The 26567-nt window shown below is 39.7% G+C and carries 31 protein-coding genes and 2 pseudogenes; 17 read left to right on the top strand and 16 right to left on the bottom strand.

Annotated features, from left to right (window positions below):
* Positions 1-220: 220 nt before the first annotated feature.
* Positions 221-787, bottom strand: a pseudogene (locus ACOB82_RS17290) (IS3 family transposase); the annotation flags it as partial.
* Between the two features lie 11 nt (positions 788-798).
* On the opposite strand from ACOB82_RS17290, the gene ACOB82_RS17285 reads away from it, so the two are divergent.
* From ACOB82_RS17285 to ACOB82_RS17265, 5 genes are all read left to right on the top strand, one after another.
* Complete coding sequence (locus ACOB82_RS17285; RefSeq protein WP_448214255.1) at positions 799-1419, top strand: hypothetical protein; 621 nt, start codon at positions 799-801, stop codon at positions 1417-1419.
* Positions 1420-1423: 4 nt separating this feature from the next.
* Entirely contained in the window at positions 1424-2665 is a 1242-nt protein-coding gene (locus ACOB82_RS17280; RefSeq protein ID WP_448214254.1) for an NAD(P)/FAD-dependent oxidoreductase, read from the top strand.
* A 199-nt stretch (positions 2666-2864) separates the two neighbouring features.
* Positions 2865-4541: an amidohydrolase family protein gene (locus tag ACOB82_RS17275; RefSeq protein ID WP_448214253.1), complete on the top strand. Its 1677-nt coding sequence runs from the start codon at positions 2865-2867 to the stop codon at positions 4539-4541.
* A 589-nt stretch (positions 4542-5130) separates the two neighbouring features.
* Entirely contained in the window at positions 5131-6063 is a 933-nt protein-coding gene (locus tag ACOB82_RS17270; RefSeq protein ID WP_448214252.1) for a M14 family metallopeptidase, read from the top strand.
* A gap of 312 nt (positions 6064-6375) precedes the next feature.
* Positions 6376-7542: an HDOD domain-containing protein gene (locus ACOB82_RS17265; protein WP_448214251.1), complete on the top strand. Its 1167-nt coding sequence runs from the start codon at positions 6376-6378 to the stop codon at positions 7540-7542.
* Here the strand turns inward: ACOB82_RS17265 and ACOB82_RS17260 are convergent.
* Both ACOB82_RS17260 and ACOB82_RS17255 read right to left on the bottom strand, forming a co-directional pair.
* A complete protein-coding gene (locus ACOB82_RS17260) occupies positions 7516-8313 on the bottom strand; it encodes an MBL fold metallo-hydrolase (protein ID WP_448214250.1) in 798 nt (265 codons plus the stop codon). The genes ACOB82_RS17265 and ACOB82_RS17260 overlap by 27 nt on opposite strands.
* Before the next feature lie 81 nt (positions 8314-8394).
* Entirely contained in the window at positions 8395-8679 is a 285-nt protein-coding gene (locus tag ACOB82_RS17255) for a MazG nucleotide pyrophosphohydrolase domain-containing protein (RefSeq protein ID WP_448214249.1), read from the bottom strand.
* Between the two features lie 70 nt (positions 8680-8749).
* Here ACOB82_RS17255 and ACOB82_RS17250 point away from each other — a divergent pair, with 70 nt between their 5' ends.
* The 4 genes from ACOB82_RS17250 (at position 8750) to ACOB82_RS17235 (ending at position 10970) form a co-directional block, all read left to right on the top strand.
* The gene (locus ACOB82_RS17250) at positions 8750-8884 is read left to right on the top strand and encodes a DUF3565 domain-containing protein (RefSeq protein ID WP_448214248.1); all 135 of its coding nucleotides are present in this window, start codon (positions 8750-8752) and stop codon (positions 8882-8884) included.
* A gap of 110 nt (positions 8885-8994) precedes the next feature.
* Positions 8995-9255 carry a DUF5062 family protein gene (locus tag ACOB82_RS17245; RefSeq protein WP_448214247.1) on the top strand — a complete coding sequence of 87 codons (261 nt, stop codon included), beginning with the start codon at positions 8995-8997 and terminating at the stop codon, positions 9253-9255.
* A gap of 65 nt (positions 9256-9320) precedes the next feature.
* Positions 9321-10034, top strand: a complete 714-nt coding sequence (locus ACOB82_RS17240; RefSeq protein WP_448214246.1) for a DUF2817 domain-containing protein — start codon at positions 9321-9323, stop codon at positions 10032-10034.
* Between the two features lie 270 nt (positions 10035-10304).
* Complete coding sequence (locus tag ACOB82_RS17235) at positions 10305-10970, top strand: LiaF domain-containing protein (RefSeq protein WP_448214245.1); 666 nt, start codon at positions 10305-10307, stop codon at positions 10968-10970.
* Positions 10971-10985: 15 nt separating this feature from the next.
* Here ACOB82_RS17235 and ACOB82_RS17230 read toward each other — a convergent pair whose 3' ends face one another.
* Positions 10986-11885: a LysR family transcriptional regulator ArgP gene (locus tag ACOB82_RS17230; protein WP_448214244.1), complete on the bottom strand. Its 900-nt coding sequence runs from the start codon at positions 11883-11885 to the stop codon at positions 10986-10988.
* A 184-nt stretch (positions 11886-12069) separates the two neighbouring features.
* Here ACOB82_RS17230 and ACOB82_RS17225 point away from each other — a divergent pair, with 184 nt between their 5' ends.
* The gene (locus ACOB82_RS17225; protein WP_448214243.1) at positions 12070-12687 is read left to right on the top strand and encodes a LysE/ArgO family amino acid transporter; all 618 of its coding nucleotides are present in this window, start codon (positions 12070-12072) and stop codon (positions 12685-12687) included.
* A 124-nt stretch (positions 12688-12811) separates the two neighbouring features.
* Here ACOB82_RS17225 and ACOB82_RS17220 read toward each other — a convergent pair whose 3' ends face one another.
* Entirely contained in the window at positions 12812-13963 is a 1152-nt protein-coding gene (locus ACOB82_RS17220) for an iron-containing alcohol dehydrogenase (protein ID WP_448214242.1), read from the bottom strand.
* Positions 13964-14166: 203 nt separating this feature from the next.
* On the opposite strand from ACOB82_RS17220, the gene ACOB82_RS17215 reads away from it, so the two are divergent.
* Both ACOB82_RS17215 and ACOB82_RS17210 read left to right on the top strand, forming a co-directional pair.
* Positions 14167-14418 carry a hypothetical protein gene (locus ACOB82_RS17215; RefSeq protein WP_448214240.1) on the top strand — a complete coding sequence of 84 codons (252 nt, stop codon included), beginning with the start codon at positions 14167-14169 and terminating at the stop codon, positions 14416-14418.
* Positions 14419-14734: 316 nt separating this feature from the next.
* Complete coding sequence (locus tag ACOB82_RS17210) at positions 14735-15031, top strand: isoamylase early set domain-containing protein (protein WP_448214239.1); 297 nt, start codon at positions 14735-14737, stop codon at positions 15029-15031.
* Between the two features lie 132 nt (positions 15032-15163).
* Here ACOB82_RS17210 and ACOB82_RS17205 read toward each other — a convergent pair whose 3' ends face one another.
* Both ACOB82_RS17205 and ACOB82_RS17200 read right to left on the bottom strand, forming a co-directional pair.
* Positions 15164-15646 carry a hypothetical protein gene (locus ACOB82_RS17205; protein ID WP_448214238.1) on the bottom strand — a complete coding sequence of 161 codons (483 nt, stop codon included), beginning with the start codon at positions 15644-15646 and terminating at the stop codon, positions 15164-15166.
* 213 nt (positions 15647-15859) lie between these two features.
* Positions 15860-16834 carry a choice-of-anchor H family protein gene (locus tag ACOB82_RS17200; RefSeq protein WP_448214237.1) on the bottom strand — a complete coding sequence of 325 codons (975 nt, stop codon included), beginning with the start codon at positions 16832-16834 and terminating at the stop codon, positions 15860-15862.
* Between the two features lie 196 nt (positions 16835-17030).
* On the opposite strand from ACOB82_RS17200, the gene ACOB82_RS17195 reads away from it, so the two are divergent.
* The 4 genes from ACOB82_RS17195 to ACOB82_RS17180 all read left to right on the top strand — a co-directional run bounded on the left by ACOB82_RS17195 (position 17031) and on the right by ACOB82_RS17180 (position 20917).
* The gene (locus ACOB82_RS17195; RefSeq protein ID WP_448214236.1) at positions 17031-17354 is read left to right on the top strand and encodes a PepSY domain-containing protein; all 324 of its coding nucleotides are present in this window, start codon (positions 17031-17033) and stop codon (positions 17352-17354) included.
* A 7-nt stretch (positions 17355-17361) separates the two neighbouring features.
* Positions 17362-18036, top strand: a complete 675-nt coding sequence (locus ACOB82_RS17190; RefSeq protein ID WP_448214235.1) for a response regulator transcription factor — start codon at positions 17362-17364, stop codon at positions 18034-18036.
* Complete coding sequence (locus ACOB82_RS17185) at positions 18026-19357, top strand: ATP-binding protein (protein ID WP_448214234.1); 1332 nt, start codon at positions 18026-18028, stop codon at positions 19355-19357. Before ACOB82_RS17190 ends, ACOB82_RS17185 begins: the two co-directional genes overlap by 11 nt.
* A 69-nt stretch (positions 19358-19426) precedes the next feature.
* Positions 19427-20917: a DUF3300 domain-containing protein gene (locus tag ACOB82_RS17180; RefSeq protein WP_448214233.1), complete on the top strand. Its 1491-nt coding sequence runs from the start codon at positions 19427-19429 to the stop codon at positions 20915-20917.
* On the opposite strand, the gene ACOB82_RS17175 is transcribed toward ACOB82_RS17180, so the two are convergent.
* From ACOB82_RS17175 to ACOB82_RS17140, 8 genes are all read right to left on the bottom strand, one after another.
* Positions 20914-21111 (bottom strand): hypothetical protein, encoded by a 198-nt coding sequence (locus tag ACOB82_RS17175; protein WP_448214232.1) that lies wholly within the window; start codon positions 21109-21111, stop codon positions 20914-20916. The genes ACOB82_RS17180 and ACOB82_RS17175 overlap by 4 nt on opposite strands.
* Before the next feature lie 157 nt (positions 21112-21268).
* Complete coding sequence (locus ACOB82_RS17170; RefSeq protein WP_448214231.1) at positions 21269-22021, bottom strand: substrate-binding periplasmic protein; 753 nt, start codon at positions 22019-22021, stop codon at positions 21269-21271.
* 3 nt (positions 22022-22024) lie between these two features.
* A complete protein-coding gene (locus ACOB82_RS17165) occupies positions 22025-22210 on the bottom strand; it encodes a hypothetical protein (RefSeq protein WP_448214230.1) in 186 nt (61 codons plus the stop codon).
* Positions 22211-22240: 30 nt separating this feature from the next.
* Positions 22241-22483 carry a hypothetical protein gene (locus tag ACOB82_RS17160; RefSeq protein ID WP_448214229.1) on the bottom strand — a complete coding sequence of 81 codons (243 nt, stop codon included), beginning with the start codon at positions 22481-22483 and terminating at the stop codon, positions 22241-22243.
* A gap of 145 nt (positions 22484-22628) precedes the next feature.
* A complete protein-coding gene (locus ACOB82_RS17155) occupies positions 22629-23231 on the bottom strand; it encodes an MlaC/ttg2D family ABC transporter substrate-binding protein (RefSeq protein WP_448214228.1) in 603 nt (200 codons plus the stop codon).
* Positions 23232-23311: 80 nt separating this feature from the next.
* Positions 23312-23896, bottom strand: coding sequence for a TetR/AcrR family transcriptional regulator (locus tag ACOB82_RS17150; RefSeq protein ID WP_448214227.1), 585 nt, complete (start codon positions 23894-23896; stop codon positions 23312-23314).
* 324 nt (positions 23897-24220) lie between these two features.
* Positions 24221-24487 (bottom strand): hypothetical protein, encoded by a 267-nt coding sequence (locus ACOB82_RS17145; protein ID WP_448214226.1) that lies wholly within the window; start codon positions 24485-24487, stop codon positions 24221-24223.
* Between the two features lie 78 nt (positions 24488-24565).
* On the bottom strand, positions 24566-25099 hold the full coding sequence (locus tag ACOB82_RS17140; RefSeq protein WP_448214256.1) for an N-acetylmuramoyl-L-alanine amidase family protein: 534 nt from the start codon (positions 25097-25099) through the stop codon (positions 24566-24568).
* A gap of 136 nt (positions 25100-25235) precedes the next feature.
* On the opposite strand from ACOB82_RS17140, the gene ACOB82_RS17135 reads away from it, so the two are divergent.
* Positions 25236-26459 carry a hypothetical protein gene (locus ACOB82_RS17135; protein ID WP_448214225.1) on the top strand — a complete coding sequence of 408 codons (1224 nt, stop codon included), beginning with the start codon at positions 25236-25238 and terminating at the stop codon, positions 26457-26459.
* Here the strand turns inward: ACOB82_RS17135 and ACOB82_RS17130 are convergent.
* A pseudogene (locus ACOB82_RS17130) lies at positions 26445-26567 on the bottom strand (IS1595 family transposase); the annotation flags it as partial. The gene ACOB82_RS17135 and the pseudogene ACOB82_RS17130 overlap by 15 nt on opposite strands.

The raw sequence follows: 26567 nt of genomic DNA, 5'->3' as shown, positions 1-26567 counted from the left end.
GCCTTTCAGCAGCTTCTCTACATAACGGGCTTGGCTATCCGTTAAGTTTTCTAACTCGGTTATCAGCTTTGTAAATTGTGCTGGGATCATGAGTAAATCCTCGTTAACTGTATCTACATACAGTATAGCAACAATTTACGGGAACATAGCCTTAGATTTAGTTAAAAATCATCATAAAAAAAGCGAGCCTTGAAGTGACCCCATAAAGTTGGACTCATTTCTAAGCTGCTTGTAAGGCCTGATTTCGATACTGTATCGGACTCAGGCCTTTTAGCTTCAGCTTAATGCGTTCATTATTGTAATAATGAATGTAATCTTTAATACTTTCAATCAGTTCGTCGGCACTGCTGAATTTTTCATTGTGATACATCTCACTCTTTAATATTCCGAAGAAGTTTTCTGCTACGGCATTATCCAAACAGTTACCTTTCCTAGACATACTTTGCGATAAGCCATTTTCTTTTAAGTGATTTTGATACTTTCTGTTTTGGTATTGCCAACCTTGATCTGAGTGTACGATTGGTTTTTCTCCTTGTTTAAGTTTACTCGTTGCACCTTCTAACATATCGGTTACTAATGGCAGCGTAACCGACTTACGTACTTCGTAGCTCACGACCTCTTGGTTGAATAAGTCAATTACAGGCGATAAGTACACTTTTTGGTTGTTTACTTTGAACTCCGTCACATCCGTCACCCACTTCTGATTAGGCTTGTTTGCGCTAAACTCTCGGTTAAGTAAATTGTCTGCGATCTTTCCTACACTTCCTTTGTAAGATTTATATCGCTTCGGTTGAGCAGTTGCCCAAAGCTACCAATAATTGGGTTCTCGCCGCTTTGCTTTATGTTTCTTACAATATATTTGCCTGTATTGCCATTTTAGCCATTACTGGCGGCTTTATTGGCTGTGCCAAAAAGGCAGCAAAGGGTGGCATATTGGGCGGCGTTATTTTAGGGGCATTAATGTTATTAATGAGCTTGGCGCTATTTAGCCATATTGAAGTCATTGCTAATGCGCCTATGCCAACCTTAGCTTTAGCTAATCAAATTTCGCCAACCATTGCCCTTGGCTTATCAGTCATTATTTTCCTGATGATTTTTAACACTCTTGTTGGCGTGTTATATTCATTTACTTCACGTTTTGTGACTCCAAATACTCAAGGTTTTCGTATTGCGTCGCTGATATTTGGCTTACTCGCCTATTTTGGTAGTCAATTCGGCTTTGTTGAGTTAGTAGGACTTGTGTATCCCATCTTTGGTTATATTGGCTTTGTAGTGATTGCAGCTATTGCTTGGGCGTGGGTGAAACAGCGCAAGGCAGGTTTTTCACTGTCGTCAATAAGTGACTCTTCAGCAACTAAACCGTCAGTAACTGAATCTGTAGCAAAAAATTCAGCACCCGCTGAATCAAATGGGGACTAATAAAATGTCAAAAGAAATAGCAGTGCTTGGGGCAGGAATGGTTGGCGTTTCAATTGCGTGGCACCTTCAAAAAGAAGGGTATCAGGTGACATTAATTGATCGAAAACCACCGGGTAATGAAACTTCTTTTGGCAATGCCGGTTTAATACAACGAGAGGCTATTCGCCCATACGCTTTCCCGCGTAGTATTGCTAAGCTTTTAAAGGTACTGCCAAATAATCAAATTGATATTCGTTATCAATGTTCAGAGACATTCAAACAAATTAAGCCTTTATTTAGCTACTGGTATAACTCTCACCCGAAAAGATATAAAAAGATTTGTCACGAGTACGCGACAATTATCGAACCTAGCTTAGACGCCCACCAAGAAATGATTCAAGCATCAAACGCTGAAAGCTTTATTGCAAAGCGTGGTTACCTTGAAATTTATCGAACAAAACAGGCGTTTGAACAACGCTGTAAAGAAGTTAACAGTTATATTGAAGGCAGTGGCGTTGAGGCCGAGTTTCTAACGAGTGAAGCACTGGCAAAACTTGAACCAGCCATTCAGTCTGAAATGGCGGGGGCTATTCATTGGCGTCAAGTGTGGGCGGCGCGATCGCCTCATGATTTAGTGAACGCTTATTTTCAGCAGTTTGTGCACATGGGCGGGCAGTTTGTTGAAGCAGAAATTAAGTCATTACAGCGCTTGGAGAATTGTTGGCGCATTCAGGTTAAAGGCCAGGTGCTTGAATTTGAACAAGCCGTGCTGTCGCTAGGACCTTGGTCGGCTAAGTGGTTAAAGCAGCAAGGCTTATCTATACCGCTATTTTTCAAGAAAGGATATCACATTCACTTTCAACAAGCTGGCACAGCTGGGCTTAAACATACACTGATTGAAGCAGAAACTGGCTTTGTTATGGCGCCTATGCCAAGCGGTATACGCATATGTACTGGTGCTCATTTTTCGGGGCTAGAAGCTGATAATAACTATGAGCAATTGACCTTAGCCGAGCAAAAATCGCGAGCGATTCTAAAACTTGGGCAAGCGTTAACTGATAAGCCTTGGAGCGGCGCCCGTCCGTGTTTACCTGATATGAAACCTATTATTGGCCCTGCGCCTAATCACAATGGGCTATGGTTAGCCTTTGGTCATGGTCATCAAGGTTTTACCTTAGGACCAATTACAGGGCGGTTGATCACCCAAATGATCGCTGGCAAAGCAACCGATATTGATACCACGCCGTTTCGGGCAGACAGGTTTTAATTCACTCGGTTAATTGCTTAAAGGCAGCTTGGAACAAGCAATAATTTAGGTGTTAACTCAGGCGTTAATTCAGGTACTTATGCAAGCTTTACGCGGGCACTAGCGCAACATTAATTCAGGCATTAAAAAAAATTACATCAATAAAATTACAAAAGACATTACAAAAATACATTACAAAAAGACATTGAAGGATAAGTTAATGAAAATAATGGGTTATAAGCGAATATGTTTATCGCTTTTATTTATCGGCACTCATGCCGCCACTATGGGAAGCGTACTTGCTCAAAATTACGATTTAGTGATCAATAATGGCCGCGTGATGGATACAGAAACGCAATTTGACGGCGTTCGAAATGTTGGCATTTTAAACGGTAAAATTACCACTATCACTGAAAGTGTCATTAGAGGTAAAGAAACGATTGATGCCAACGGCTTAGTGGTAGCACCTGGCTTTATCGATACCCATTATCACAGCATGGATGAGTTTGCCACTAAAGGCGCATTACGTGATGGTGTTACTTACGGTATGGATTTAGAGGCTGGAGCTTTTAATATCGATAAGTGGTACGCCGATAAAAAAGATAACTGGCAAATGAACTACGGCGTTACGGTTAGCCATATTATGGCGCGTATGCAGGTGTTAGACCCTGAAGTAGAATTTAATGGCGCTGTTGATGCCTCAAATAGTAAACGTTTACTTAACCAAACCGCTGCCGATGGTGTGGTCGGCTGGTCTACGGTTAGAGCCAATGCCGAGCAGTTGAATGCCATCGCCCAGAGCGTTGACGAGCAATTACGACAGGGGGCGCTGGGTGTCGGTATGCCACTGGCTTACGCTGCTCGCGGGGTAAACAGTTATGAAGTGTTTGAAATGCAAAAAGCGGCTGCGCGCTATGGGCGTGTAGCTTCGGTTCACACACGCTACCACCTTGATACACAGACGCCAACCGAGGCACCGATTGCCTTTGATGAGGTGTTTACTAATGCCATGTTGCTTGGCGCACCGTTATTACTGGCCCATAACAACGACTACGGCTGGGAAGAAAACGAAGAAAAATTGCAGATGGCGCGCGACAAAGGCCTAAATATGTGGTCTGAGCACTATCCTTACATCGCTGGCTCTACTTTTGTTGGCGCCGATTTCCTGCGCCCAGAATTGTGGCTGGAAAAATACGGCTATCGCTATGAAGACACACTTTACCTCGCAGAAGAGGATATCTACCTAAGCCGCGAAAAATACGACGACTTGGTCAAGAAAAACCCCGGCACTATGGTTGTTGTATTTCTGCCACCACGTAAAGACTGGATGCCAAACTGGCTGCGTATGCCGCATATGACAGTTGGCAGTGACGGCATGCCAGGAGCAAGCACTGACGGCAATTTGTTGTCTTGGGATGCAGACTTTAGTGCATATGCCGGACATCCACGCACTGTTGGAGCGCGCGCCAAAACCTTGCGTCTTGCACGTGAGAATGGCGTTCCATTGATGCATACGTTAGCGCAGCTAAGTTACTGGAGTGCCAAGCACCTCGGCGATGCAGGTGTTATTGCCATGCAAAAGCGCGGTCGAGTGCAAGAGGGCATGGTTGCGGACTTAACTTTGTTTAATGCCGACACTGTCACCGATCATGCAACTTATAAAGCCGGCCAAAATGGCTTGCCTTCTACTGGCATTCCTTGGGTTGTTGTCAATGGACAAGTTGTGGTGAAAAACTCCAACGTGCAGCCCAATGTGCGCGCTGGCCTGCCAATTCGCTACCAGCCAGAAGAAAAAGGGCGCTTTGAGCCAATTAGTGCCGAAAAGTGGCTAGATACACACGGCATTGAAGTTTCTAAGCCGCCAAAAGGCAAGCCAGTGGTTTCTCATCTGCATTAATCAAGCAAGCATTAAATTAGTCGCTGCAACCAAGTAAATTGCGGCGACTTCTACTTCTTACGCCGCACTTAAAATAAAATAATCACCTGCTGTGTAACTAAGCAAGGGGGCTGCTATTTATGGGTAGCTTATTTCGATAGCTCATTCTGGATAGCTCATTCAGGATAAATCAGCGAATTTATTAAAAACTCGACAAATTGTTAATGTGTTGTGTTGTGTTGATTTGTTAACAGTTGGTAACGACAAGGTGCTAAATAGGCAAAATAATGACAGGAAAAACGGAGCTCAATTGGGCTCTATTTTTTATGGCTTAAAAGCTTATTGTTTAAACATTTATGGTTTTAAAATTTATGGTTAAAAATAAAGTAATGGAAAAAGTATGGAGTGAACCGTTAATTTGATTATCTGATTTTTGTTTATTGGGTTTTGTTTATCAGTTTTTTTATCAGGGTATCGCTGATTAAAGGAACATTAGTGGCTGTCAAAACAAGCAAAGTTTAGCTGCTAACAGATTTAAATTTGATAAACGCGATACTCAGCATTATCCTTTGCCCAATATTACAAGAGAAAAATAGTAGCAAGAGGTTTTATGACACATTATGGCATTGGCCAACCGGGTGTTAAATGGGGAGAGGCTGAAAAAGCACAGTGGCTAAATCTTCAGTCGGTTAAGCGTAGTTACCAAGTTGAAGTTGTTGAAAAAATTGAATCATTCGCTAACGAAGTTGAGTTAGTGCAATATGGTGAGCTTAATTACAGTGAAATTGAAGGCGTTAACTGTGATTACCCGTTATTTGCGATTAAAAGTAAATACTGGGATGGCAATAAAAAGACCATCTTAGTAACCGGCGGCGTTCATGGTTATGAAACCAGTGGCGTTCAAGGCGCTATTCGTTTTGCCCAAACACATATACATGCATACAGCCAGCAATTTAATATCATTGTGCTGCCGTGTATTAGCCCTTGGGGTTATGAAACGATTAATCGTTGGAATCCATTGGCGATTGATCCAAATCGTTCGTTTTATACTAATAGCCCTGCGCCAGAGTCAGCTGCGGTATGGCAGTTTATTCATCAACTTGATGATGAAATTTTTGCTCATATTGATTTACACGAAACCACGGACACCGATAATTCAGAGTTTCGTCCAGCCTTAGCTGCTCGCGATGGTATAGTTCAAGATAACTGGAATATTCCAGATGGTTTTTATTTGGTTGGCGATAGTGAAAGACCTGCGCCTGATTTTCAGACGGCAATTATTGCTGAAGTAGCAAAAGTGACTCATATCGCGCCAGCTGATGAAAACGGTAAAATTATTGGAGCGCCGTTAGAGCAATTTGGCGTGATTAATTACCCATGCAAACAACTGGGCTTATGTGCAGGCTTAACCGATGGTGTTTATGTTACGACTACGGAAGTTTATCCTGATAGCCCAAAATCGGATGATGAAAACTGCATACTGGCACAAGTTGCTGCGGTTGTTGGTGGGCTAGAGTACATTAAGTCTCAGCTTGCTCTTTAACTTGAAAGGTAGCTTGGTATCTAGCTTGAAAGGTATCCTCAAAGGTAGTTTGCTATTTAAATTGTTATTTAGTCGGTTTTAATGCGTTGCCTATGAACAAGCATTTGAAGTAGCACTTAGTTTAGGTGCTACGTCAAATGGCAACCAGATGCTTGACGCAAACGTAACGCATTGCACAAGAAACTCTTCAGATAAACTTGAACAGCAATTTTTACTAGGAATTTAAAAAATCCGTTTATCAAAACTAGCGGTTTTATAAAGTATTGGTTAAAGTAGTCGGCTAAATTGTATGGACACAAGACAGGGAGCTGTATGTCAACAGATGTCATTATTTTAATTCTGGTATTAATTGGATGTTATTTTATTTTCAAGCGCTTAAATCGCGATAAATCAAACAAATATACATCGGTACCAACATCAAACAACATTAGCTATACCGCAAGAAAAGCAATTGACCACCAAAGGCAGCGAAAATTAGCTGCAGATAAGGTTACAGCATCCTCGCGATTGTCAGCACCAAGTCAGCCATTGAAAGTTCCTGACGAATTACTAAATTTTTCATTACTGACGCCTGATGATTTATCCAATCAATTATCAGCAGAAATTGATCTGATGTTGAATGAATTTAGTAACCCGCACCCAATGTTAGTACAATTGGCGACGCGTTCATTTGAACAAAAAGAATTAGCAGAATTGATTAAAACAGATCCTGAAATTACCGCTAAAATATTGACGGTAGTGAATTCTGCACGTTATGGCTTACAGCAACCGATCAAAGAAATTAATCACGCCATTATTTTTCTTGGCGTTGTTCAAGTAAAAAACATTGCATTGCAATTTGCCATGCAACCCCAATTACCGATGAATGATGAACTACAAGCGCAGGCTTATCACAAAATTTGGTCGGCTAGCTTTTTAGCCAGCCAGTTAGCATTATTGCTGGCTAAAAGTTTAGGTAAAGAAAATGCCTCTGAGTTATCAACATTATGTTTATTGTTATACCTTGGCGATTTAGTGTTACTTTCGGCTAAACCTCAATTAGCTGAGCAGTACTTAACCAAGCAAAGCTTTTTTCAACGGCTAAATCACATTCAGCAAATTACCAGCACTAATAGTGCGGTAGTTGGCTTTAGCTTGGCTAATGCTTGGAAGTTGCCCACATCAATTGCTGAAGATATTCGCTATCAATATTCGCCGCTGGTTAATGGCGTGAAAAAACTAGCGCTGGATAATGAGCAATCAAAAGACTTAATTTTATGCTATATCGTTTGTCGGTTAAGCGAAATGGTGGTTTTTGAACAGCAAAGTGACTTATCAACCTTGTTTACCCTAGATGTTAAGCAATCGGAGCATTTGGAATTCTTCTATTTAACGCAGATTATTTCTGCTGAACGGCTTGAGCAAATTAACAACGAGTTACACGCTAATCATTTTATGGTTAAAGCGCAGGAGTTAATCGCTCGAACGTTGGCTAAATAACACCCGTTTTAGTTTGATTTTTACCGAGCGCCAGTGGGTCAGAGGTACCTTAGGTGCTCGTTCAAATAAGTGTTGATAATCTTCTTCATTAGGCTGTACTTCACCGCCATGAGCAAGAATGACAGCTTTTGGCGCAAGCGCTTTTATCCGTTCAAGTGATTGGCGATAGCGATTCGGGTAAAACAAAGGAAACGGCGGAATATAGCGTCCTTTTACCATCACCATTAAATCCGCCACATATATCTTTTGGCTTGGTTTATGTAACAGCGAAATATCTCGGTCAGTATGGCCTTGAGTATAAAGCACTTGCCAGTCATTAAAGTAGGGCAGGTTGTCGCCATCGTTTAAGCGGTGATCGGGGTTAAGCTTAGGGTTGTACCATAAGTTAGCCTTAGGCTTCCCTTTACGTTGGCCAACCCAGCTAGCTAGTGCCAAGTCAGTTAAATGCATGAGTTTGCCATCAAGGCCGGTATACCAGTGACCATCGACGTTAGCACAGGCAAGCTGACAACCTGTTATTTTTCTGAGTTTATGAGCCGCACCTGCGTGATCTGGGTGCATATGAGTGACAACCACTAATTTCAATGCTGACAACGATAATTGTAACTCGGCTAAAATAAAGTGCTTTATCAGTTTTATATCTGCGCGGCAGCAACCATCTAGCAACATAAGTTCATTGCGTTGCTTGATCAGATAAATAGATTGAATGTAACCGTTAAGTTCAAATAAAACAGTATCGTCGGTAAGTTGTTGTGAATTATTAACGTTCATTTACTTCTCTACACCTAAAAATAACTTGGCTATTATTCACTATTTCACCAAGTAACTTCAATGTCTGGTCAGAGCTGTTTGTTATTTTAATCGGCCACGGTTACCACGTTGTTTGTTTTTGACGATTTTTTCGAGGATTTCTTTCTCGATATCAATGCCTTGCCAGTGGGCTAGATCTAGCACCCTTAGCACTATATCAGCTAGCTCTTCACCAAAGTGCTCGCTTGGTGTTGCTTGTCGACATTCGTTGATTGCTTCACCAACTTCAGAAGCCACCAATGCCAGTGCTTCTAGTGGCGTTTTGTTATGCCAGCCCATGGCGTCTACCCAATCGAAATGTTCTTGGGCAATTTCTTTTAAATGCATTTTGTTATTCCGTAAGTGAGCTGATACTGTAAACACTATCAATAAATTATTTCTCATCCTAGTGACAAAATTGAAACAAGCAATAGTTGGCTATCATCAAGATGAAGAACAGCATTGGGTGGCTAGGTTAGCATGTGGTCATAATCAACATGTTCGCCATGATCCACCTTGGATCCAGCGACCTTGGGTAATAACAGAGCATTGACGAGCTAGCATGTTAGGCCATCAGCTTAATTGTGTGAAATGTCAGCAGGGAGCTGAAAGAGACTGGTGTTAACACATACAAATGTGTCAGGTACTGTAAAAAGGATCAAGATGAAAAAAGTAAAAAATGAAAAAGCGTTATTAAAAAAAGCGATATCAGTGGGGCAGTTTTATGCAACCAAACGTGGCTATAAGTCGTTTGCTGATACTGATTCTCAAGATACCAAAATAGAATGTATATATCGTTTGTTGGTTAATGATAAGTTGGTGATCCCATTACCAGAAGCTGAAGAAAATTTATTGAATATTAAAAAGCGCTTAGTGAAGTGGATTATTCATCAATTGCCAAGCGATCATGAATTATTGCAATAATTAATTGCTTACACATTTCCTAATTCACCCGCGCTTATTCACCCGCGCTAGTTCAAGAGGACTTTATGAAGGCTATTTGGTCTAAGCCACAATGGGCACAATCAGCAAATGGTAACGCCATTGCACTCTATGGTAGTGAAGCATTATCAAGTATTGCGCAAAAAGCCCCGATTATTTTTATTGGTGGTGTTCACGGTGATGAACCAGAAGGGGTGATGTTGGCTGAGCAATGGCTGGCTTGGCTTAACAACGCAAATAATGAAGACCGAAATGAAATTCATCATGAAACCACTAATGATAATTTGGCTCCTTGGTTATTAATTACTTGTATAAACCCAGACGGTTATCAAGCTAACTGCCGCACTAATGGCAACGGGGTTGATTTAAATCGTAATTTTCCATCAGCCTGCTGGTGTCCAAGTGAAACGCAAGATAGATATTATCCGGGCAAACATGCGGGCTCTGAACCAGAAGTGGCAGCACTGGTTGAATTATTTTCTTTAGTTAAAGCTCGCTTGATTGTTCATTTTCATAGCTGGGAACCATCAATTGTTTATTCAAATATCAAAGCTAAATGGGCTGCTGATTTGTTGGCAAAATGCTCTGGCTACTTAGCTCGACCGGATATTGGTTACCCAACCCCCGGTAGTTTAGGTGAGTACGGTGGCAACGATTTGGATATTGGTGTGATCTGTATTGAAGAACAAGAAGGTATAGAACTAGCTACCACGTTTCCACGGTTTAAAGCAGGTTTAGTTGACATACTTTATGCCACATAGTGCCGTTGGCATACTTCCGTCGAGCTAGTTCAGTCAGCATAGTTTCGTTAGCATTGTTCAATTAAATCAATAGCTAAAAGTTCAGCTAAAAAGTTAGCAAGAACCACTAATTAATCGTATTATTTACAAAATAATAACATTTGGTGTTTTTTAACTTATTGATATTATTAGCTAAGTGATATTGGTGCGTAAATTGCTCTTAAATTGCTGAAATTAATATTTATTAATATTTTAACGCGAACATCTGTAATTGAATAAAAGGGAATAGTGATGCCAGTAGCCATTGAAGACAGACCAACTCAAACCGTAAGAGACGAAGTTATCGATAAACTGATCATGAATTACAGTCATGGTGAATTATCGTATGAAGCATTTGAACGTCGCTTAGATATTGCTATGGAAAGCCAAGACAATAAGGTGATTGCAGAGCAAGCACAGGATTTACCCTTGTCTGTTGATAAAACATTTGTCGAGTCAAAAAAGCGCGATATGTCTCATCACTATTTTTCAGATAATGACATGGAAAATGGTGCTGAGCAGGGTACTAGTACCGATACTTTCATTAATGTTTTTAGTGGTAGTGAGCACACAGGTGTCTGGAAAGTGGCTAAAGAAATTCGAATTTTAAGTGTATTTTCAGGCGCAGATCTCGACTTTACTCAAGCGCAATTTAGCCAGAAAGAAACCACAGTTAAAATTTTTAGTTTTTTTAGTGGTGACAATATTTATGTACCTGAAGATGTCAATGTTGTATCAAAAGCATTTTGTATTTTTGGTAGTGTTAATAATAAAGCCCCTGGTTTAGCTACGGCAAATTCGCCAACCTTGATTATTGAAGGGTGCGCAGTGTTTAGCGGCATTGATATAAAGCTTAAGCAAACGCTAAAAGAACGTTTTGTTGCCTTTGCTGACAGTTTAAAGCGCATGTTTAGTTAATGGCTACGTTTAGCGTTAATGGTTTAGCAGTTTTTGGGCAAAAGTAACAACTCGTTCAGAAATACGTTTATGAATACCTTTTTCCAATGCCCAGCTATGCCAGTATAAATGCTGAACTAATGGCTTATCTGGTGCTAAATTGACTAAAGTTCCATTAGCAAAGTGGCTATTTGCTTGGGTAATAGGCAATAACGTATAAACGGCACCAGCCAACGCTAAGTTTACAAAGGCTTCAGATGAGCGTACCCGGTGACAAGGATATTGTCCTGGCGCTAAATTAAAAACTTGCTGCATATATTCGGTATGCATTTCATCATGGGCATCGAAATTAACTCCTGGCGCTGTTGTTAGCGTTTCGGGTGTTAAGCCTTCAGCGAAATATTGTTGAATAAACTCAGGACTAGCACATAAGTAATAATTTAACTCTCCCAAATACGCTACTTTACAGCCGGTTGCTGGAGTTTTTTGTGTGCTAATTGCAGCGAATACCTCGCCTTTAGCTAACATTGTTTGAGTAGCATTTTCATTGGCAACGTGTAAGTCCAACTCGATAGGGTACTGCTGTAAAAGCGGTGAAATTGCGGGGATAAACCAACTAGCCAGTGAATCAGCATTTAACGCTATAGCAACATTAATTGCTGATTGCATTTGCTCTGGAAACAATTCTTTTTTTAATTGGTGTCGCAGTAACTCAACCTCTCGTATATGTTTTAACAGTTTTTCTCCTGCCGACGTTAAGGTAAGTGGCGTGCCTCGAATAATAACGGGGTGGCCAACTAACAGCTCTAATTGCTTTATACGTTGGGATATCGCCGACTGGGTGATCGCCAGTTTATCAGCCGCTTTGTCAAAGCTTTGCTCTCGCATAATCGCATCAAGCGCGGTTAGTAATTTGTAATCGGGTAAGCTATTCATTTTTTCTAAATGGCCTTTGGACTAAAACATATTTCGGTAATCACTAAGTGATTTAACTGCAGCTATAACTGAGCCATGAATATCATAAGATTTACTAATGATAGATAAAATATATTAATTTTACTTAATTTGATTTGCCAGCTAATTTAGCGCTAGTTTTATTTGTGAATTAATACGGTGGGTTATGATCTTTACTTTGGCAAAAGGCTTTGTGATTGGGGCTGGAATGATAATTCCGTTAGGGGCGCAAAATTCTTATGTGCTAAGCCAAGCGATTAAACGAAACTTTCATTTTACTGCGGCGGTGATTTGTATTCTATGTGATTTTGTTTTGATGTCGATGGGCGTCTTTGGTGGTGGCGCCTTGGTGGCAAGCAATGACTGGCTTTATCACATTATCACTTGGGGTGGCATTTTGTTTTTATCTGTATATGGCGGGATTTTTTTTAAAGAGTTTTGGCAAGCGCAACATGGCGACTATTCATCTACGTTAAGTTCGAGTACCCGTAAAGCGGTTATTTTTACCACGTTAGCGGTAACTTTATTAAATCCTCATGTTTATTTAGACACTGTGGTGATTATTGGCAGTATCAGTGGTCAGTTTCATGCAAATGAGAAGTGGTATTTTTTAGCGGGAACGATTTTAGCGTCGTTTACTTGGTTTTTATTATTGTCTATTACTGCAGCGAAATTATCTCCTTGGCTTAGCCAGCCGAAAGTTCAGCGGGTTATTAATTTAGTGGTTGCTGTCATCATGTGGTCGATTGCTTTATCACTGCTTGTCAGCGTATTAAAAAGTTAATCCCCTGATTATTGGAAATACAAAGTTACTCGCAATAAAAGTTATTTGCAAAAGCGATTCGTAAGAAAACCTTAAAAAAATAAGCCCTTATTTGAGGGCTTATCTTTGTTGTTAGTAAACTGGACTACAGCGAATTTTCTAAAATTGCTTGGCTGCGGCTTAAAGTCACTGCTTGTGACTCACCCATTGCTGTTTGGCCGTGACGCTCTAACTGCGAAATAAGTGCAGGTACGGCATCTTCGCCTAGCTGATAGTCACCTAGTCGGGTTTTCATTTTTACTGAGTGGAAAAACTGTTCGGTTTTTTCAATAGCCATTTTAATTCGCGTTTCAGTATCGCCTTCATAAATGCCCCAAACTCGCTCAGCATATTGCAGTAATTTTTGGTGTTTCTCCGCGCGCATCTCCCACATCATTCTCGGTAAAACAATGGCTAGAGTTTGCGCGTGATCTAAACCGTATAATGCGGTAATTTCGTGACCAATACCGTGTGTTGACCAGTCTTGTGGTACGCCTACACCAATTAAGCCATTTAATGCCATGGTCGCACTCCACATAACGTTAGCGCGAACTTCATTATCAGCCTGGTTAAACAATTTAGGACCTTCTTCAATGAGCGTAAGCAATATACCTTCAGCAAAACGATCTTGTACTTTTGCATCAACGCTGCAAGTTAAGTATTGCTCCATAACATGAACAAAGGCATCAACAATACCATTAGTTAGCTGACGCTCAGGTAGCGACGCCATAACGCTTGGATCTAAAATGGCAAATTCTGGCTGTACTAACGGAGAGCCAAAAGCAAACTTGTCTTTAGTTGCGAGCTTTGAAACTACCGCAAAGCTGTTAGACTCAGAGCCTGTAGCGGGTAAGGTTAATACCACTCCCAGTGGCACAGCGTCAGTCACTGGCGCACTTTTAGCTAAGATATCCCAAGGCTCACCATTAAATTTGGCAGCTGCGGCGATAAATTTACAGCCATCAATAACCGAGCCACCGCCAACGGCCAAGATAAAATCAATATTATTGGCTTTAACAATTTCTACCGCTTTCATGGTAGTTTCATAGCTTGGGTTTGGTTCAATACCAGAAAACTCAATAACTTGATGATCACTAAGTGCGTCACATACTTGCTGGTATATGCCATTGTTTTTAATACTACCGCCGCCGTAGACCAGTAACACTTTTGCTTGCTTACTGATGGCTTTGTTAAGTTTGGCAATTTGTTGTTTACCAAAATGAATGATGGTTTTGTTGGCGTAAGTAAAGTTAAGCATGGTGTTTCCTTATTTCGCTAGCTTTATATTGCAGGTCATATAGGTATCTATTTGCAACTGATTAATTGTGTTCTATAACAGCTATATGTGTTTACTTAGGTTAAAGATCAATACTCTGACTTATATCAAGTTTAATTTTCTTGCTAAAGGGTAGAGTAATAAAGTGAGTTAAGTAGGCGGTGATTGGAGTATTGGAGCGTTAGATGTCAGAACAGCAAGTTATTAAGTGGTTGAAAATATGTATTGTTATCGGCTTGTTTTTACTTGCGCTCGGCCATTATTTTATCAGTTATGCTCACCTTCCTGAAAAGTTAGGTGTTAGTGGCATTATTATCAGCGCTGGCTGTATTGCTTTGGGCATTATCTTTAGTTTACCTACCAAAATGTATTTAACCTTTTTATTGGTTACCCGTGAGAACCGTTTAGCAGCCAAGCACAAAGACAAAGCCGAGTAAAACCAAGTGGTGGATAACCAAGCCGTCGAAAACAATGTCAACAATGTTCAATTGGGCTAATTAGTTGTCGTACCAGTTTTTGGTGAATTGGGTACGATTTGTGCTGCATTACTGGTTGATGCAATCAGTGAATAAGTTTTGCTCAAACATTGTGCAAATAATAATGCGCTGTTGAGTTTGTTGCACAATATTTGCGCACACTTTTATAAAAACTTCACAAAAGCTTAAATGTGACTGATTAGTATTGTTTGACTTATATCAACCGACTGTTATTGGTCGTAATTGAATCATTCTAAGCAGCTTAAGGACACTAGGTATGTTGACAAAAAAATACTTTAAAACCAAAGATGAAGCGGAAGTAACATTTGAGTTTTGCCGTGATGACGTTGATACAGTGCAGTTATTAGGAGAGTTTACTGACTGGCAACCGGTAGAGATGAAGCTTAATAAAAAAACTAAAGTATTTCGTACTAAGATGCGCTTACCGGTTGGTGAAAGCTTTCATTTTCGTTATTTACTTGATGGCCAAGAATGGGAAAATGATTATCAAGCTGATCAGTATATTCCAAATGATTTTGGCACTGAAAATAGTGTCGTTCATACTTACAGCTAATTTGTTAAACATTGGTTCTTCAAGGCATTAGGCTAAATTAGCAATCACTAGGTCATTGCCGCCGTTATCAGGCTTTGTCCTAGTGGGGTCATATTGGTGGCATAGTGCAGCCCTAGTGTAGGCCTAGTGACGTTATTTTTTTATCCCTTCACATGCTTTGTTCCTAGCACGTACGGTTTCTGCATTAGTATTGACTAGGGCTTTTAAAATAAGCTGATTACAATGGCGCTCTTGATCGCTCATTTTATTGCTAGCGCCATAAGAAATTGTATTTATTTGGGTTTGGTACGCTACCGCTGCCTGGCAATACATAGATTTATAATTGGCAATTTTGTCAGCGTTGTAGCGTCGGTTAGTGAGTGCCGAACATATCTGATTAAACAAAGATTTTGCTTTTTCTGTGCAGGCGCTATAGGCAGAGGTGTCTTGTTCAAGGTTGTAACAAACACTTTGATCGATAATACGCCATTGTTGGTAGCTCAGCGCAATATCAGTTTGTTGATAATCAATGATAACTGATGTTTTATCGTTGGCTATATTTTCAAGCTTATCGCCATGAATATTTTCGCCTAGGGTTGCAAGGTAAGCTGACAAAGCGATTACTGAGGCCGACATTGTGTAAGTCCTTCTAACACCGTTAAAATTAGCGTGTATTTGACTATATAATAATCAGACTAGCTTTTTCAAATGCGAATTCAAATCCAAACTCCTTCAAACCCAAATTCAAAGGTAAATTCAAACGCCGGTAAGTGAACAATTCCAGTTGTTAAGATTAAATAAACGTAATGCTCTAATTTACTTTGTCAGTAATGTCTAATTTATAGAGAATTATTTAAATGATTCTCTATAAATAATGCGTTGTTTTGAATGTTGCCAACGGGCTAGCCATATCATCACCAATAAGCTAATTAGCACAATCCCAATGCTACCACCACTGTGACTATGCGGTTCAATGCGATCAAACTCATCGCTTTCTAGCGGTAGAGCATACAGTTGATTGTTATCATCGCTACTGTGGCTTGCCACTATGCCAGAATACCCCGATTGATATAGCTCAATTAGAATGTCATAGCCAGCGGGGCGATAACCCGAAGTTAAGTTAGATAGCACTTGGTATTCATCGTCTGCTGATTCGCCATAAATTATAAAATCATCGGTGGTATGAAAATACTGCCATGGACCTTGGTCTTGGCTGAGGTAAATTTCGGCATAGACTTTGGCTTGATTGTTTTCATCATAACTATAGACATCGGCATCAAAAGCTAAATTAAACGTCTGGTAATAGCCGTCACCGTCAATATCATCAATTAATTGTGTGTAGCCATCGTAAATTGAAAATTCCAGCCAGTGAATTTTAGCCGCGACAACTTGAGCGTTAAGCTTTGTTTGAGCCAATTTGTTGGCAGACTTCTGTTTTTCAGCCAAATATTGCTTTCTGGAAATAGCGGCAGTATTTAAAGAATTTTGCTTAGTCAGCTCCGTCAACTTTGATGCTAATTCAGGAGTAGTTTCGTTAGCGCTTGAATAATATTCGATGGCTTTATAAGTGCGATAACTTTGTTGGTTGTTCTTTTCGTTGTGGGCTGCAATTTCAGCCGAATGACTTTTATGAGAGAAAAAGATAATAAAGACAAAGCACCAAAAGCAAATAATGATTTTCAACCATGCTTTCTGATTACTGTGAACATGGTTCTGGCTCTGGTTCTGGCTCTGATAATGCTCATGCTGGCTAGCGTTTGCAATAAGGCTACTGGCTTGAGGTGATGACTTTGTTTTTTCTTGCTTAACATTGAATACGTTCATAAGCAGCTCCTTGTTCGGTTACTGCCATTAAACCGTTTGCAAAATGAATATAAACTGAATGTAACCGCTATCGGTTTAGTTCAGCTTGTATTCAGCTAGAAAAAATATATTAGTAGTAAGTCAGGTTAGGCGTTTTAACTTTGGCTGCATTCTTTTACACTTAGTTTAATCGCTAAGTTAATGTTTTATGGTAATTATGAAAAAGTTGGCTGTGATATTGGGTTTAATATTTGGGTGCTCAAGTGCATTGTCATTTGATGCTTCTGCGCTTACTTATGTTGAATCTTATGCCGATAGAGGTGCTGAGCGCAGCGCTGATAAAAAACCGAAAAATCAAAAACGGGTAAATCCCAATACCATTAGTGCATCACAAGCGGCCAATAATGCCCGTTCAAAATATGGCGGCAAAGTGCTTAAAGTGCAGCAAGCTGCTGGTGGTTATCGCGTTAAAGTCATCACTACTGACGGTCGGGTAATCTCTGTTTTTGTCGATGGCACAACTGGCCGAGTAAAAGGGTAAATATTTAATGCGATTACTTTTGGTTGAAGATGACGCTCAGCTTCATCAACACATTAAGCAGTCATTGCTGGCACAAGGATATAGTATTGATTCGGCATTCGATGGTGAAGAAGGGGTATATCTAGGAGTTGAACACCCGTATGATGCCGCCATTATTGATGTTGGCTTACCGCAGCGTGATGGTATTTCGGTAATAACCGAACTTCGTACTAAAGCAGTCAGTTTTCCAATTATTATCTTAACCGCGCGTGTTCGTTGGCAGGATAAAGTGCAAGGACTTGATGCAGGCGCTGATGATTACTTAACAAAACCCTTTCAATACGAAGAATTGCATGCAAGATTAAATGCGCTGATTCGTCGCAGTGCTGGACAAGCAAGCCCGATTATTACTATTGGTGAGCTCAGTATTAATACAGCCAGTCATCAAGTGATGGTGTCAGAGCAAGAGGTATCATTAAGCAGTTACGAGTACCGTTTACTTGCTTATTTAATGCTAAATAGCGGTCAAGTAATATCAAAAACTCGATTAACTGAACATTTATATGATCAAGACTTTGATCTTGATTCAAATGTCATTGAAGTATTTATCCGGCGCCTACGTAAAAAGCTCGATCCTAGTGGTGAGTATCAGTTTATTGAAACCCTGCGCGGGCAAGGCTATCGATTAAAACATGGATCGTAATTCGTTAAAATTTCGATTAGGGGCAAGCGCAGTCTTTATGTTACTGATATTGCTGCCTGCTCTTGGCTTTACCCTGAACAACGCTTTTAAAATGCATATCATTGCAGCGATTGAAAAAGAATTGGTCGCACAAAGTTATGCGATTTTGGCTGATACTGAAGTTATTAACGGAGAGCTAGTTTTACCTGAGCAGCTACTGGACAGTGAATTTAATGTCATTGATTCGGGCGTGTATGCGCTCGTAAACCAAGGTAATCAAAATTTATGGTCGTCACCGTCTGCACTTAATTTTTCCGACACTTTTATTGATAGCCAAAGCTTAAAATTGCCTGAGTTAGGTCAGCGATTATTTTATCAATCTCAACAACAAGACTACTTTATCTCTAGCTTTTCGGTAAGTTTTTCTGATGATGTAACCGAGTTTCCGCTGACTTTGCACATCATAAAAGCCCAAAAAAATTATCTAAGTTCATTATCAGCATTTCAGCAGCAACTATTAACTTGGATGTTAGTCGTAGCTGTAGCATTTATCATGATTCAATGGCTCTGGCTAAAATGGACATTGATGCCGTTTAATCATTTAACGAAAGCGTTAACGGATATAGAACAGGGCGATGCTGAGCAAGTAAAAGGGCAATACCCAAGCGAAGTACTACCTGCGATTAATCAGTTAAATCATTTATTAAAAAACGAACAAAGTCAGCGCTTACGCTACCGCAATGCGTTAGCGGATTTGGCTCATAGCTTAAAAACGCCTTTGGCGATAATTCAATCAACTACTACTTCCGAGCAAAATATTGCCGCTGAAGTCAATAAAATTAACAATATTGTCGAACATCAATTAAAACGTGCACAAAGTGCAGGGCAAGCTGCTTGGCGTTTAAGTGTTAGCATTCGGCCGTGCGTTGATAAATTATTAGCGGCTTTTGAAAAAATTTATCGCGATAAAACCCTAACTGTTACCGTGAATATTGCGCCAGACCTGAAATTTCGAGGTGATGAAGCGGACTTACTGGAAATGCTGGGTAATCTTGTTGATAACGCTTATAAAGCCGCTAACACTGCAATTAAGATCCGCGCCTATATTGAGCAAGGTTATTTAAATATTGAAATCGCTGATGACGGTAAAGGTATTGCGGAAGCTGATAAGCAACGTATTTTATCGCGAGGTCAGCGGGCAGATACTTATCAGCAAGGTCATGGCATTGGCTTAGCAATAGTGCGAGATATAGTCGTGAGCTATCGTGGTAAAATTACGATTGCGGGTGATGCACAGCTTGGCGGCGCTTTATTTGGCTTGAGTTTTCCTACTGACAGCTAAAGTCGTTCAGTTTTAGTTAAGTTTACTTTCAGTACACTGATATCCTAAGTTGATAATTAGGTACTTGCTATGAAACTTTATGCGTTTATTGGACTACTACTTTTTGCCGCTGCGCCAGTATTAGCAAATCAAAATTACCCACTGACTCCATCAATAGATACTGAAGTGAGCACGGGTGAACAGCAAAACACAGAACAGGCTCCTAATCTGCTTTCTGAAGGTGAACTTGCACAAATTTTAGCGCCTATTGCACTATATCCTGACACCTTACTTAGTCATATTTTAATTGCTGCCAGTTATCCACTTGAAGTGATCGAAGCCTACCGCTGGCGTCAACAACATTTATCATTGGAAAGTGATGATATTGCTGAGCAGCTTGCTAGTGTTGACTGGGACGAAAGTGTTAAGGCTATTGTGCCGTTTGATCGAGTATTAAATCAGTTAAACGATGATCTGAACTGGATGCAGCAGCTAGGCTATGCCTTTCTAGCACAAGAGCAGGGTGTGCTTGATGCTATACAGGAGCTTAGGTATCAAGCGCAACAGGCGGGGAGTTTAGATAACCTTACCCAAGCTAGTGTTGAATACGATGATGAAAAAATTATTATTGCACCAAGGCGTACCGAAGTTATTTATGTGCCGTATTATGACACCCGTATTGTCTATGGTAACTGGCGCTGGCAACGCTACCCACCAGTTTATTGGTACAGTTCACCTTATAATTACTATCACCCCATTGCTTGGTCTTCGGGGGTACATATCGGCGTCGGCTTTTTCTTTAGTGCTGTGCACTGGCATCACCGTTATGTGGTGATAAATCATCATAAACCTCGCTTTTATCGTAAGCGCCATCAAATTTTATATTCCGGCTATAGTAAACGTTGGTCACATAAGCCAATTCACCGTAAAAATGTCGCCTATCGTCACCCCGTATTAGCCAAAAAGTACCAACGTAATGCCGTGCGTATGTCTGCAAAAATTGCTGATAAAAACCAAGCAAGGTTAGTACGCAGTCATAGCGCTAAAGAAGTGAAGCATCAATTAGCGAAACGTAAGCAAGATTATTATGCGCCAAGCAACGGTAAGCTGAAGGCTAAGCACTCAACGAGCAAGCAAATATCACCTAAGTCTTATCGAAATAAAGAAAAGCAACAAGGTAAGTGGGATAGGTCTTCAGATAAACGTCATTACGTTAACAAGGAAGTTAAAGCGACGGATAAGCGTTTAAACGCTAGAAGCAATGAATATAAGCACCGAATGAGCACTGATGATTTGACGCAACGAAAAAGTGGTATTAAGAACCGCACTAAAGAATACCAACAACAAAAACAGTATCAAAAACTATCTCATGCCACGTCGAAAGTAGGATATTCAAATAATAATAACTTGCTTAATAACCGCTACAGAGAAAAGCAAAGCGTAAGAGGCAATTCAACGAAAAGATTTGCGGAAAATCGTGTACGCCAACCCAGTAAGTCGGTCGCTAAGCCGTCAGTAAAAAGTCAGCAACCAAGGCTGACGGTAAAAGCCTCTGGTCACAATAAAGCGCGCAAACATTAATTTGCCGTGTTTGAAGAGTTGTTTCGTAGCTGTCGCTTCAGCGTGTGAAGTGTGCTTAGTAAGCTTTTGCCAAAGCTCAGCGCTATAATAAGCACACCAAATAAAGCGATAATCACCGCTGCCGTAAAACTCAAAGCACCACTAGACTTACCGACAACAATAAAAAAACTAAAAATTATTAAGGTTTCTTTCATTGGTTATGCACAGCATTGGAGAAAATTGGCACAAACTATAGGTTAATGAACTGGCTGCTACTGAAAGAAATTGTAATTGTCGAGTATCAATTTGTAACCGGTAGGGTTAAATGCGTGTTGTTTTGCTGATAGAGCTTTACAGATAGAAATATGGTGATTAGCCCGCGTAGGGCATATGTTGCTTGAGTTGGTTAATAATCGTTTGATCGGTTAATTTACTGGCCGCCAAGTAGATATCGACATCTTGATTGGGAATGTCATAAACCGAAGTGAGTAATTGGGGTTCGTAACCTAATGATAAGGCCATTACTTTAGTCAGGGGTAAGTCAGCGATTATAGCGTCGATTTTATTGGTATATAAAAGCGCCATTAATTGAGGTAGATCACTGGCAAGGTGGTAGTGAGCGAACTCTTCAAACCCTTGTTGATCAAGAAACTGATGGATATAGTCGTTGCGCATTATGCCAAGTTTTAACGACTTGGCATCTTCTAATGAGGTTAGCGGTTGATGGTTAGCAGTATCCATTCGAATAACAGACATTTTCATGGTCATTAATCGGCCAATCCAAATAAACTCATCTTCGCGCTCTTGGGTTCTGATCAAAGGGTAAATTAACGTGTTTTTTTGCGCGGTTGCGAGTTTAAAAGCTCTGGCCCATGGGTAAACTGCAAACTTTGCCTCTAGTTGTGACTTAGATAGTACATCTCGAACTATTCTGGTGGTATAACCGTCAAGTTTATTGCCATTCATAAACTGTAAAGGTGGGGCAATATCGGTGACAATAGTTAGTGGTTTGCCTTTAATGGGGTCAGCAATAGCATTGGTTATCGACATCATTACTAAGCTAATAACTAATGCAATAGATTTTATATTGATATGTTTTATATCGAAATTAACTTGTTGACACACTACTTAGTCCTTCAGCAAGTATTGCTGATAGCCACTGACACCAAAATAACGAATCGATTTTTTGTGTTTAACACATTTGGCAATGAGCGTGTCGTGATGATAAATCTTAATCACTTGCTTTTCACCATTGCTATCGGCTTCGTAACTATGGTTATCATTTAGACGTAAGTTATCAAACTCAGATCTCATTATTAATTTCATCAGTAATTATCACTGTTGTTATAATTTTCTAATTTCCTGATCAACGCTATAGCCTTCGTCAGTAACAATTTTTTCCAATACCGCAACTCTTTCTTTAAGTGCGCTAATTTCAGCAGTTAGTTCTTGTTGGTGTTCAGTTGACTTTTGATTGATATGCATGGTTTTTTCTTTAAATTTCAGATGTTTTTGGTACATATCGTAAATCACACCAAAACCCACCGAAATTAAAACAATTAAAACCACCATGGTTGTGCCAGACATAAATATAGTTCCCTTAATTTCGTTAAGGTTTAGTATAAACATAGGTTTTAGAAATTAATAGCGTGGCAAATTGAGCGTAGGAAGCTAAGCGATCTTAACGTGCGTTAAAGCAAAGCTTCCTCAAAGGGAAGTATTTAGTCTGGGGTTATTTAGCTATTGAAGCAAGTTCTAGTGTAACTTGAGCTAAGCCTTGTTGTTGAATTCTACGATTAATTTCAGCTTTTTTACTTTGTAATAGCGAGATACCTTCAACTACCATATCTACAGCCTTCCATTCACCAGTTTTATGGTTCTTACGCATAGTAAATTGAATATCGATTTCTGGTGCCGAGTTATCAATTATTTTGACATTGATACCCACAAGTTTTTTGTCAGCAACATCTTGCTCTGGCTCATAGAACACTTGCTGATTTTGGTACTTTGTCAATGCTGTTGCGTAGGTACGAATTAAATAATGACGAACTGATTGAGCAAACTTACTGCGCTCTTCAGCTGTCGTTTTTTTCAATTGTTTACCTAAAATTTGGTAGGCGGCATATTGGTAGTCAACGTGTGGCATTAACTCTTCTTCGACAATAGTTCGCATCAGTTCTGGAAACTTAGCCAGCTCCTGCTGACTTTTAGCAATACGACTAAATAGTTCATTACCAGTATTTTCCAAGACTTGGTATGGCGATAGCGGTTGACTGCTGGCCACTGCTGCCATGCTAGCGATGGCAAATATTAGTGAAATTAAAAATTTAAACATGTTATAAACCTTAGTGATTAAACCGACCCGTCGGTTTGTTGTTTGCATGGAAATTTCAGCGTGAAACTTCTACCACTTGCTTATTTTTTAAGTGCGCTTATATAGCGACATAGCTCAGACATGACCATTTCAAATAAGGCCTTACTCTGAGTGCTTTTACTGAGGCTGGTTGAGCCATGAAAAGCAGATACTATGAAGTATGACACTTGGGAGTAATTCAGCTCATCGCGAAGTAGATGACTAACACGTCTTAGATTTTCTGAGATCAACGTGTTAAGTTGCTGCTGCATAGCTAAAATACGCAACCTAAAGCCTTCATCGACTGTTGCCATTTCTTGGCACAATCGGTTAAGAGGGCAGCCACACATAATATCCTCACAGCTCATTTCATTTACCATTGAGCTAAAGAAATTGATTAAACTATCAATCGGATCTTCCTGGGTAACAACAGGCTCCCACATTGATAAGAACATTGGGGTGTAAACTTCTTCTAAGACCGCATAACCTAATTCAAGCTTATTGCTGAAATGATGGTAAAGCGCCCCTTTAGAAATGTTGCACTGAGCCAATATCGTTGACAAACTAGTAGCGTTAAACCCGTTTTTCCGGATCTCTTCACTACTTACGGTTAATATTAACTGTCTAGTTTGCTCTGCATCTCTCATGGTTAAATCATCACACTTAACTTAGGGGAACATTAACAGACCGACCGGTCTGTTGTTAAATAAGTAATAGTTATAAGCTATAGCTGGTAATTAACAATCTTGTCTAAATAGTTTCATCGCTTTGCTAATTTAGCCTTAGCTAAAAATATAATTTCAGTGGGATAAAGTTACACGCTTTGTTGGCTAACATCTAGAAATTGATTTAGCTATTTATACTATTAATTTTTATAGATTAAATTTTATAGCGTGAAGGAGAGCATTAATATTCAATTGGAGGGGATAAAATGGCAGGGATATCTTAAAGTACTTTTGTGTTGAGCTAAGTTAAACCTGAATCGATAGTTTGCTGGCACGGCGATCTATTTTACAGCGACTATCTAAACGACGGACTTTTATGGTGTCTTGCTCTCTTCTGTCTTTACCTTGACGGCGCTCTTCACCATTCCAAGTTTCTTTGATTTTGGCGCTTACTTTAGGCTCTTTAGCTGAGGCCTGATACTTTTTAATTTCTTTATTACGTTGGCGCTCTTTAGCAGTATTATTTGTACTGCTTACTTTCGTCGTGTCAGTGGCAACAATATGGTCAAACATACCCGGTTAATTAAATACTGTAATGTATGATTAATTTATCGGCAATGGTGCGTGAAACTTAAGCTATTTTATTGTGGGCTATTGTGTTGTTTGCTGCTCAAACATACTGGCGATAGATTCTATTGACTGAGCAAAAGCAGCAACCATTTGTTGATATTTATCCTGTGCGTTTGCTAACTCATGATTATTATCAATAAAAAATGGCTCAGCAATAACACAAGGAGCATTGGTGTACTTTAATAAAAAGCCACCACGATCTTCGGCACTTTTGGCTTTAATACCACGATCATTATTGTTGAGAACCGATCGAATATCATTTTGTAAAATCGCTGCCATCATTTTACCCTTGGCAGATCTATGGTAATACAACATTTCACAGCCAGAAGCTTCTTGGTTAAATGCATTGCAATGCAAGCTAATTATAAAGTCAGGATTAAGTTCATTGATGTCACTTGGTAAAGCTTGATAAGTGCGACGATAAACTCGCTGCAGGTTAACCTGCTCACAAGCTTGTTCAATATCCAAGGCGAGCTGTTCGTTGAAGTCAAACTCTGTAATGCCAGTATTGGTATTGCTAGCCCCTGGCTGTCTCTTTTTTGTCCAATATCTAATGCGCAGAGTTTCATTAGAAATTTCCTTTTTCTTTGCTTACTAGCATACAGAATAGCTAAAGTTTAATGATTCGGCGAATTAGCTTGATTTTTTCTAGGGTTGTACGATATTTATACAACTAGACTTGGAGCCAAGCATGGAAGCAACAGAGAAAGCGCCTGAAGTCAGTGGCAATACTCATCCTAATAAGCGAAGCCGTAAGTGGCTTTTAATTCCTGCTGTTATTGTAATAAGCGTATGCTTGTATTTTATTCAAGATATGTCAGTACGGAATAGTTATGTCAATAATGAAAACTATCGTATTTTATTTGAAACATCGGTAGCCATTAATAATAACTTTCATAAATTAAAACAAGCACTAGATACAGGCGAAAGCTCGATGGCGATACGAGCATTGTTTCCTAGTTATGCGATGACAAAAGAGCGTGAAAAAGGCACATCATTTAAAGGTGCTAATTTTACACTTAAATCGAAAAAGCTCATTGTTGAAATTGATAACGAAGCGCTAGCAACATTAAGCGACAGTGATATCTTGCCTAGTGCAGGCAATGGCTTTAGTAAGGTGTTAGTGGTTGATAGTCAGGGTAATGTCGTTACGACCTTAGGCAACGATACTAAACTTTCATTTACTAATTTGAATGCTATTGCCAATGCTTTTGCTAAAAATCAGCGTGGATTTTTTAGTAGCTTTACCTCAACTAAAAAAGAGCAACCTGAGCAAGAATTTCTTCAATTACCCACCAATTCTTCACATGTTGATGTTAAGTTAGCTCATGGAAAATATCGTGTCTATGTTTATCCATTTACCTTAGAAAGTGAAATTAAATATGTTGATAATAGTGGCGAGAGTCAGGACGCTGTTGCCAATTTATTGCTTGTCGGCTTTGTTGAAGAGGTGGAATTAACCAAGCGAGCAATAAGTAAATGGAATGTGCCGATTGTAGTGATTAGTATAATGAGTTTACTAGTGCTAATTGCGGTTTTGCGGTTAACTTTACAACCCAAAAATCAATTTACCACTTATCTTTATCGAGTATTTGTTGTTACTAGTTGTTATTTAGCGTTTGCTGCTTCATTAGCTTTAGTTCTGGCAACCGTTGACACAAAGCGTATTGCAGACGCTAAAAAAAACACTGCGGAACATTACACTAAGAAGCTTGCTGCTGATTTTAATAATGAAATATTTAATAAGTTTACGTTGCTTGCAAAGTACCGACGATTTTTTCAACAATTAGTTGAGCTATACCCTAAAGAAGGCAACAAAGAATTAGCAACTTTGACGAATAAAACCGTCAACTACTGCCGGCAAGGTACATCAGGTCAATCAAATCATTTATTTTTAAGGCTATGTTCCCATTAACTGTTGTTGAATGCGAAATAGCTTGTTTTCATTAAGGTTTCCTGGAGCATCCATATACCTGAACCAACCAAGGTAATGATCAAGGTACTTTGTGGCGACTCCATGAAA

The sequence above is a fragment of the Colwellia sp. MEBiC06753 genome, assembly GCF_053470325.1.
Note: the sequence above shows the minus strand (reverse complement) of the source record. Positions and strands in the feature narration are given on the sequence as shown.

What these genes read in the sequence shown, in the direction of transcription:
- ACOB82_RS17275 (WP_448214253.1), top strand. Translation starts at nt 2,865, where the DNA reads ATGAAAATAATGGGTTATAAGCGAATATGTTTATCGCTTTTATTTATC.
- ACOB82_RS17180 (WP_448214233.1), top strand. Translation starts at nt 19,427, where the DNA reads ATGAAACTTTATGCGTTTATTGGACTACTACTTTTTGCCGCTGCGCCA.
- ACOB82_RS17215 (WP_448214240.1), top strand. Translation starts at nt 14,167, where the DNA reads ATGTCAGAACAGCAAGTTATTAAGTGGTTGAAAATATGTATTGTTATC.
- ACOB82_RS17150 (WP_448214227.1), bottom strand. Translation starts at nt 23,896, where the DNA reads ATGAGAGATGCAGAGCAAACTAGACAGTTAATATTAACCGTAAGTAGT.
- ACOB82_RS17185 (WP_448214234.1), top strand. Translation starts at nt 18,026, where the DNA reads ATGGATCGTAATTCGTTAAAATTTCGATTAGGGGCAAGCGCAGTCTTT.
- ACOB82_RS17270 (WP_448214252.1), top strand. Translation starts at nt 5,131, where the DNA reads ATGACACATTATGGCATTGGCCAACCGGGTGTTAAATGGGGAGAGGCT.
- ACOB82_RS17195 (WP_448214236.1), top strand. Translation starts at nt 17,031, where the DNA reads ATGAAAAAGTTGGCTGTGATATTGGGTTTAATATTTGGGTGCTCAAGT.
- ACOB82_RS17225 (WP_448214243.1), top strand. Translation starts at nt 12,070, where the DNA reads ATGATCTTTACTTTGGCAAAAGGCTTTGTGATTGGGGCTGGAATGATA.
- ACOB82_RS17210 (WP_448214239.1), top strand. Translation starts at nt 14,735, where the DNA reads ATGTTGACAAAAAAATACTTTAAAACCAAAGATGAAGCGGAAGTAACA.
- ACOB82_RS17245 (WP_448214247.1), top strand. Translation starts at nt 8,995, where the DNA reads ATGAAAAAAGTAAAAAATGAAAAAGCGTTATTAAAAAAAGCGATATCA.
- ACOB82_RS17165 (WP_448214230.1), bottom strand. Translation starts at nt 22,210, where the DNA reads ATGAGATCTGAGTTTGATAACTTACGTCTAAATGATAACCATAGTTAC.
- ACOB82_RS17265 (WP_448214251.1), top strand. Translation starts at nt 6,376, where the DNA reads ATGTCAACAGATGTCATTATTTTAATTCTGGTATTAATTGGATGTTAT.
- ACOB82_RS17230 (WP_448214244.1), bottom strand. Translation starts at nt 11,885, where the DNA reads ATGAATAGCTTACCCGATTACAAATTACTAACCGCGCTTGATGCGATT.
- ACOB82_RS17235 (WP_448214245.1), top strand. Translation starts at nt 10,305, where the DNA reads ATGCCAGTAGCCATTGAAGACAGACCAACTCAAACCGTAAGAGACGAA.
- ACOB82_RS17200 (WP_448214237.1), bottom strand. Translation starts at nt 16,834, where the DNA reads ATGAACGTATTCAATGTTAAGCAAGAAAAAACAAAGTCATCACCTCAA.
- ACOB82_RS17205 (WP_448214238.1), bottom strand. Translation starts at nt 15,646, where the DNA reads ATGTCGGCCTCAGTAATCGCTTTGTCAGCTTACCTTGCAACCCTAGGC.
- ACOB82_RS17240 (WP_448214246.1), top strand. Translation starts at nt 9,321, where the DNA reads ATGAAGGCTATTTGGTCTAAGCCACAATGGGCACAATCAGCAAATGGT.
- ACOB82_RS17280 (WP_448214254.1), top strand. Translation starts at nt 1,424, where the DNA reads ATGTCAAAAGAAATAGCAGTGCTTGGGGCAGGAATGGTTGGCGTTTCA.
- ACOB82_RS17175 (WP_448214232.1), bottom strand. Translation starts at nt 21,111, where the DNA reads ATGAAAGAAACCTTAATAATTTTTAGTTTTTTTATTGTTGTCGGTAAG.
- ACOB82_RS17260 (WP_448214250.1), bottom strand. Translation starts at nt 8,313, where the DNA reads ATGAACGTTAATAATTCACAACAACTTACCGACGATACTGTTTTATTT.
- ACOB82_RS17190 (WP_448214235.1), top strand. Translation starts at nt 17,362, where the DNA reads ATGCGATTACTTTTGGTTGAAGATGACGCTCAGCTTCATCAACACATT.
- ACOB82_RS17220 (WP_448214242.1), bottom strand. Translation starts at nt 13,963, where the DNA reads ATGCTTAACTTTACTTACGCCAACAAAACCATCATTCATTTTGGTAAA.
- ACOB82_RS17255 (WP_448214249.1), bottom strand. Translation starts at nt 8,679, where the DNA reads ATGCATTTAAAAGAAATTGCCCAAGAACATTTCGATTGGGTAGACGCC.
- ACOB82_RS17160 (WP_448214229.1), bottom strand. Translation starts at nt 22,483, where the DNA reads ATGTCTGGCACAACCATGGTGGTTTTAATTGTTTTAATTTCGGTGGGT.
- ACOB82_RS17135 (WP_448214225.1), top strand. Translation starts at nt 25,236, where the DNA reads ATGGAAGCAACAGAGAAAGCGCCTGAAGTCAGTGGCAATACTCATCCT.
- ACOB82_RS17145 (WP_448214226.1), bottom strand. Translation starts at nt 24,487, where the DNA reads ATGTTTGACCATATTGTTGCCACTGACACGACGAAAGTAAGCAGTACA.
- ACOB82_RS17155 (WP_448214228.1), bottom strand. Translation starts at nt 23,231, where the DNA reads ATGTTTAAATTTTTAATTTCACTAATATTTGCCATCGCTAGCATGGCA.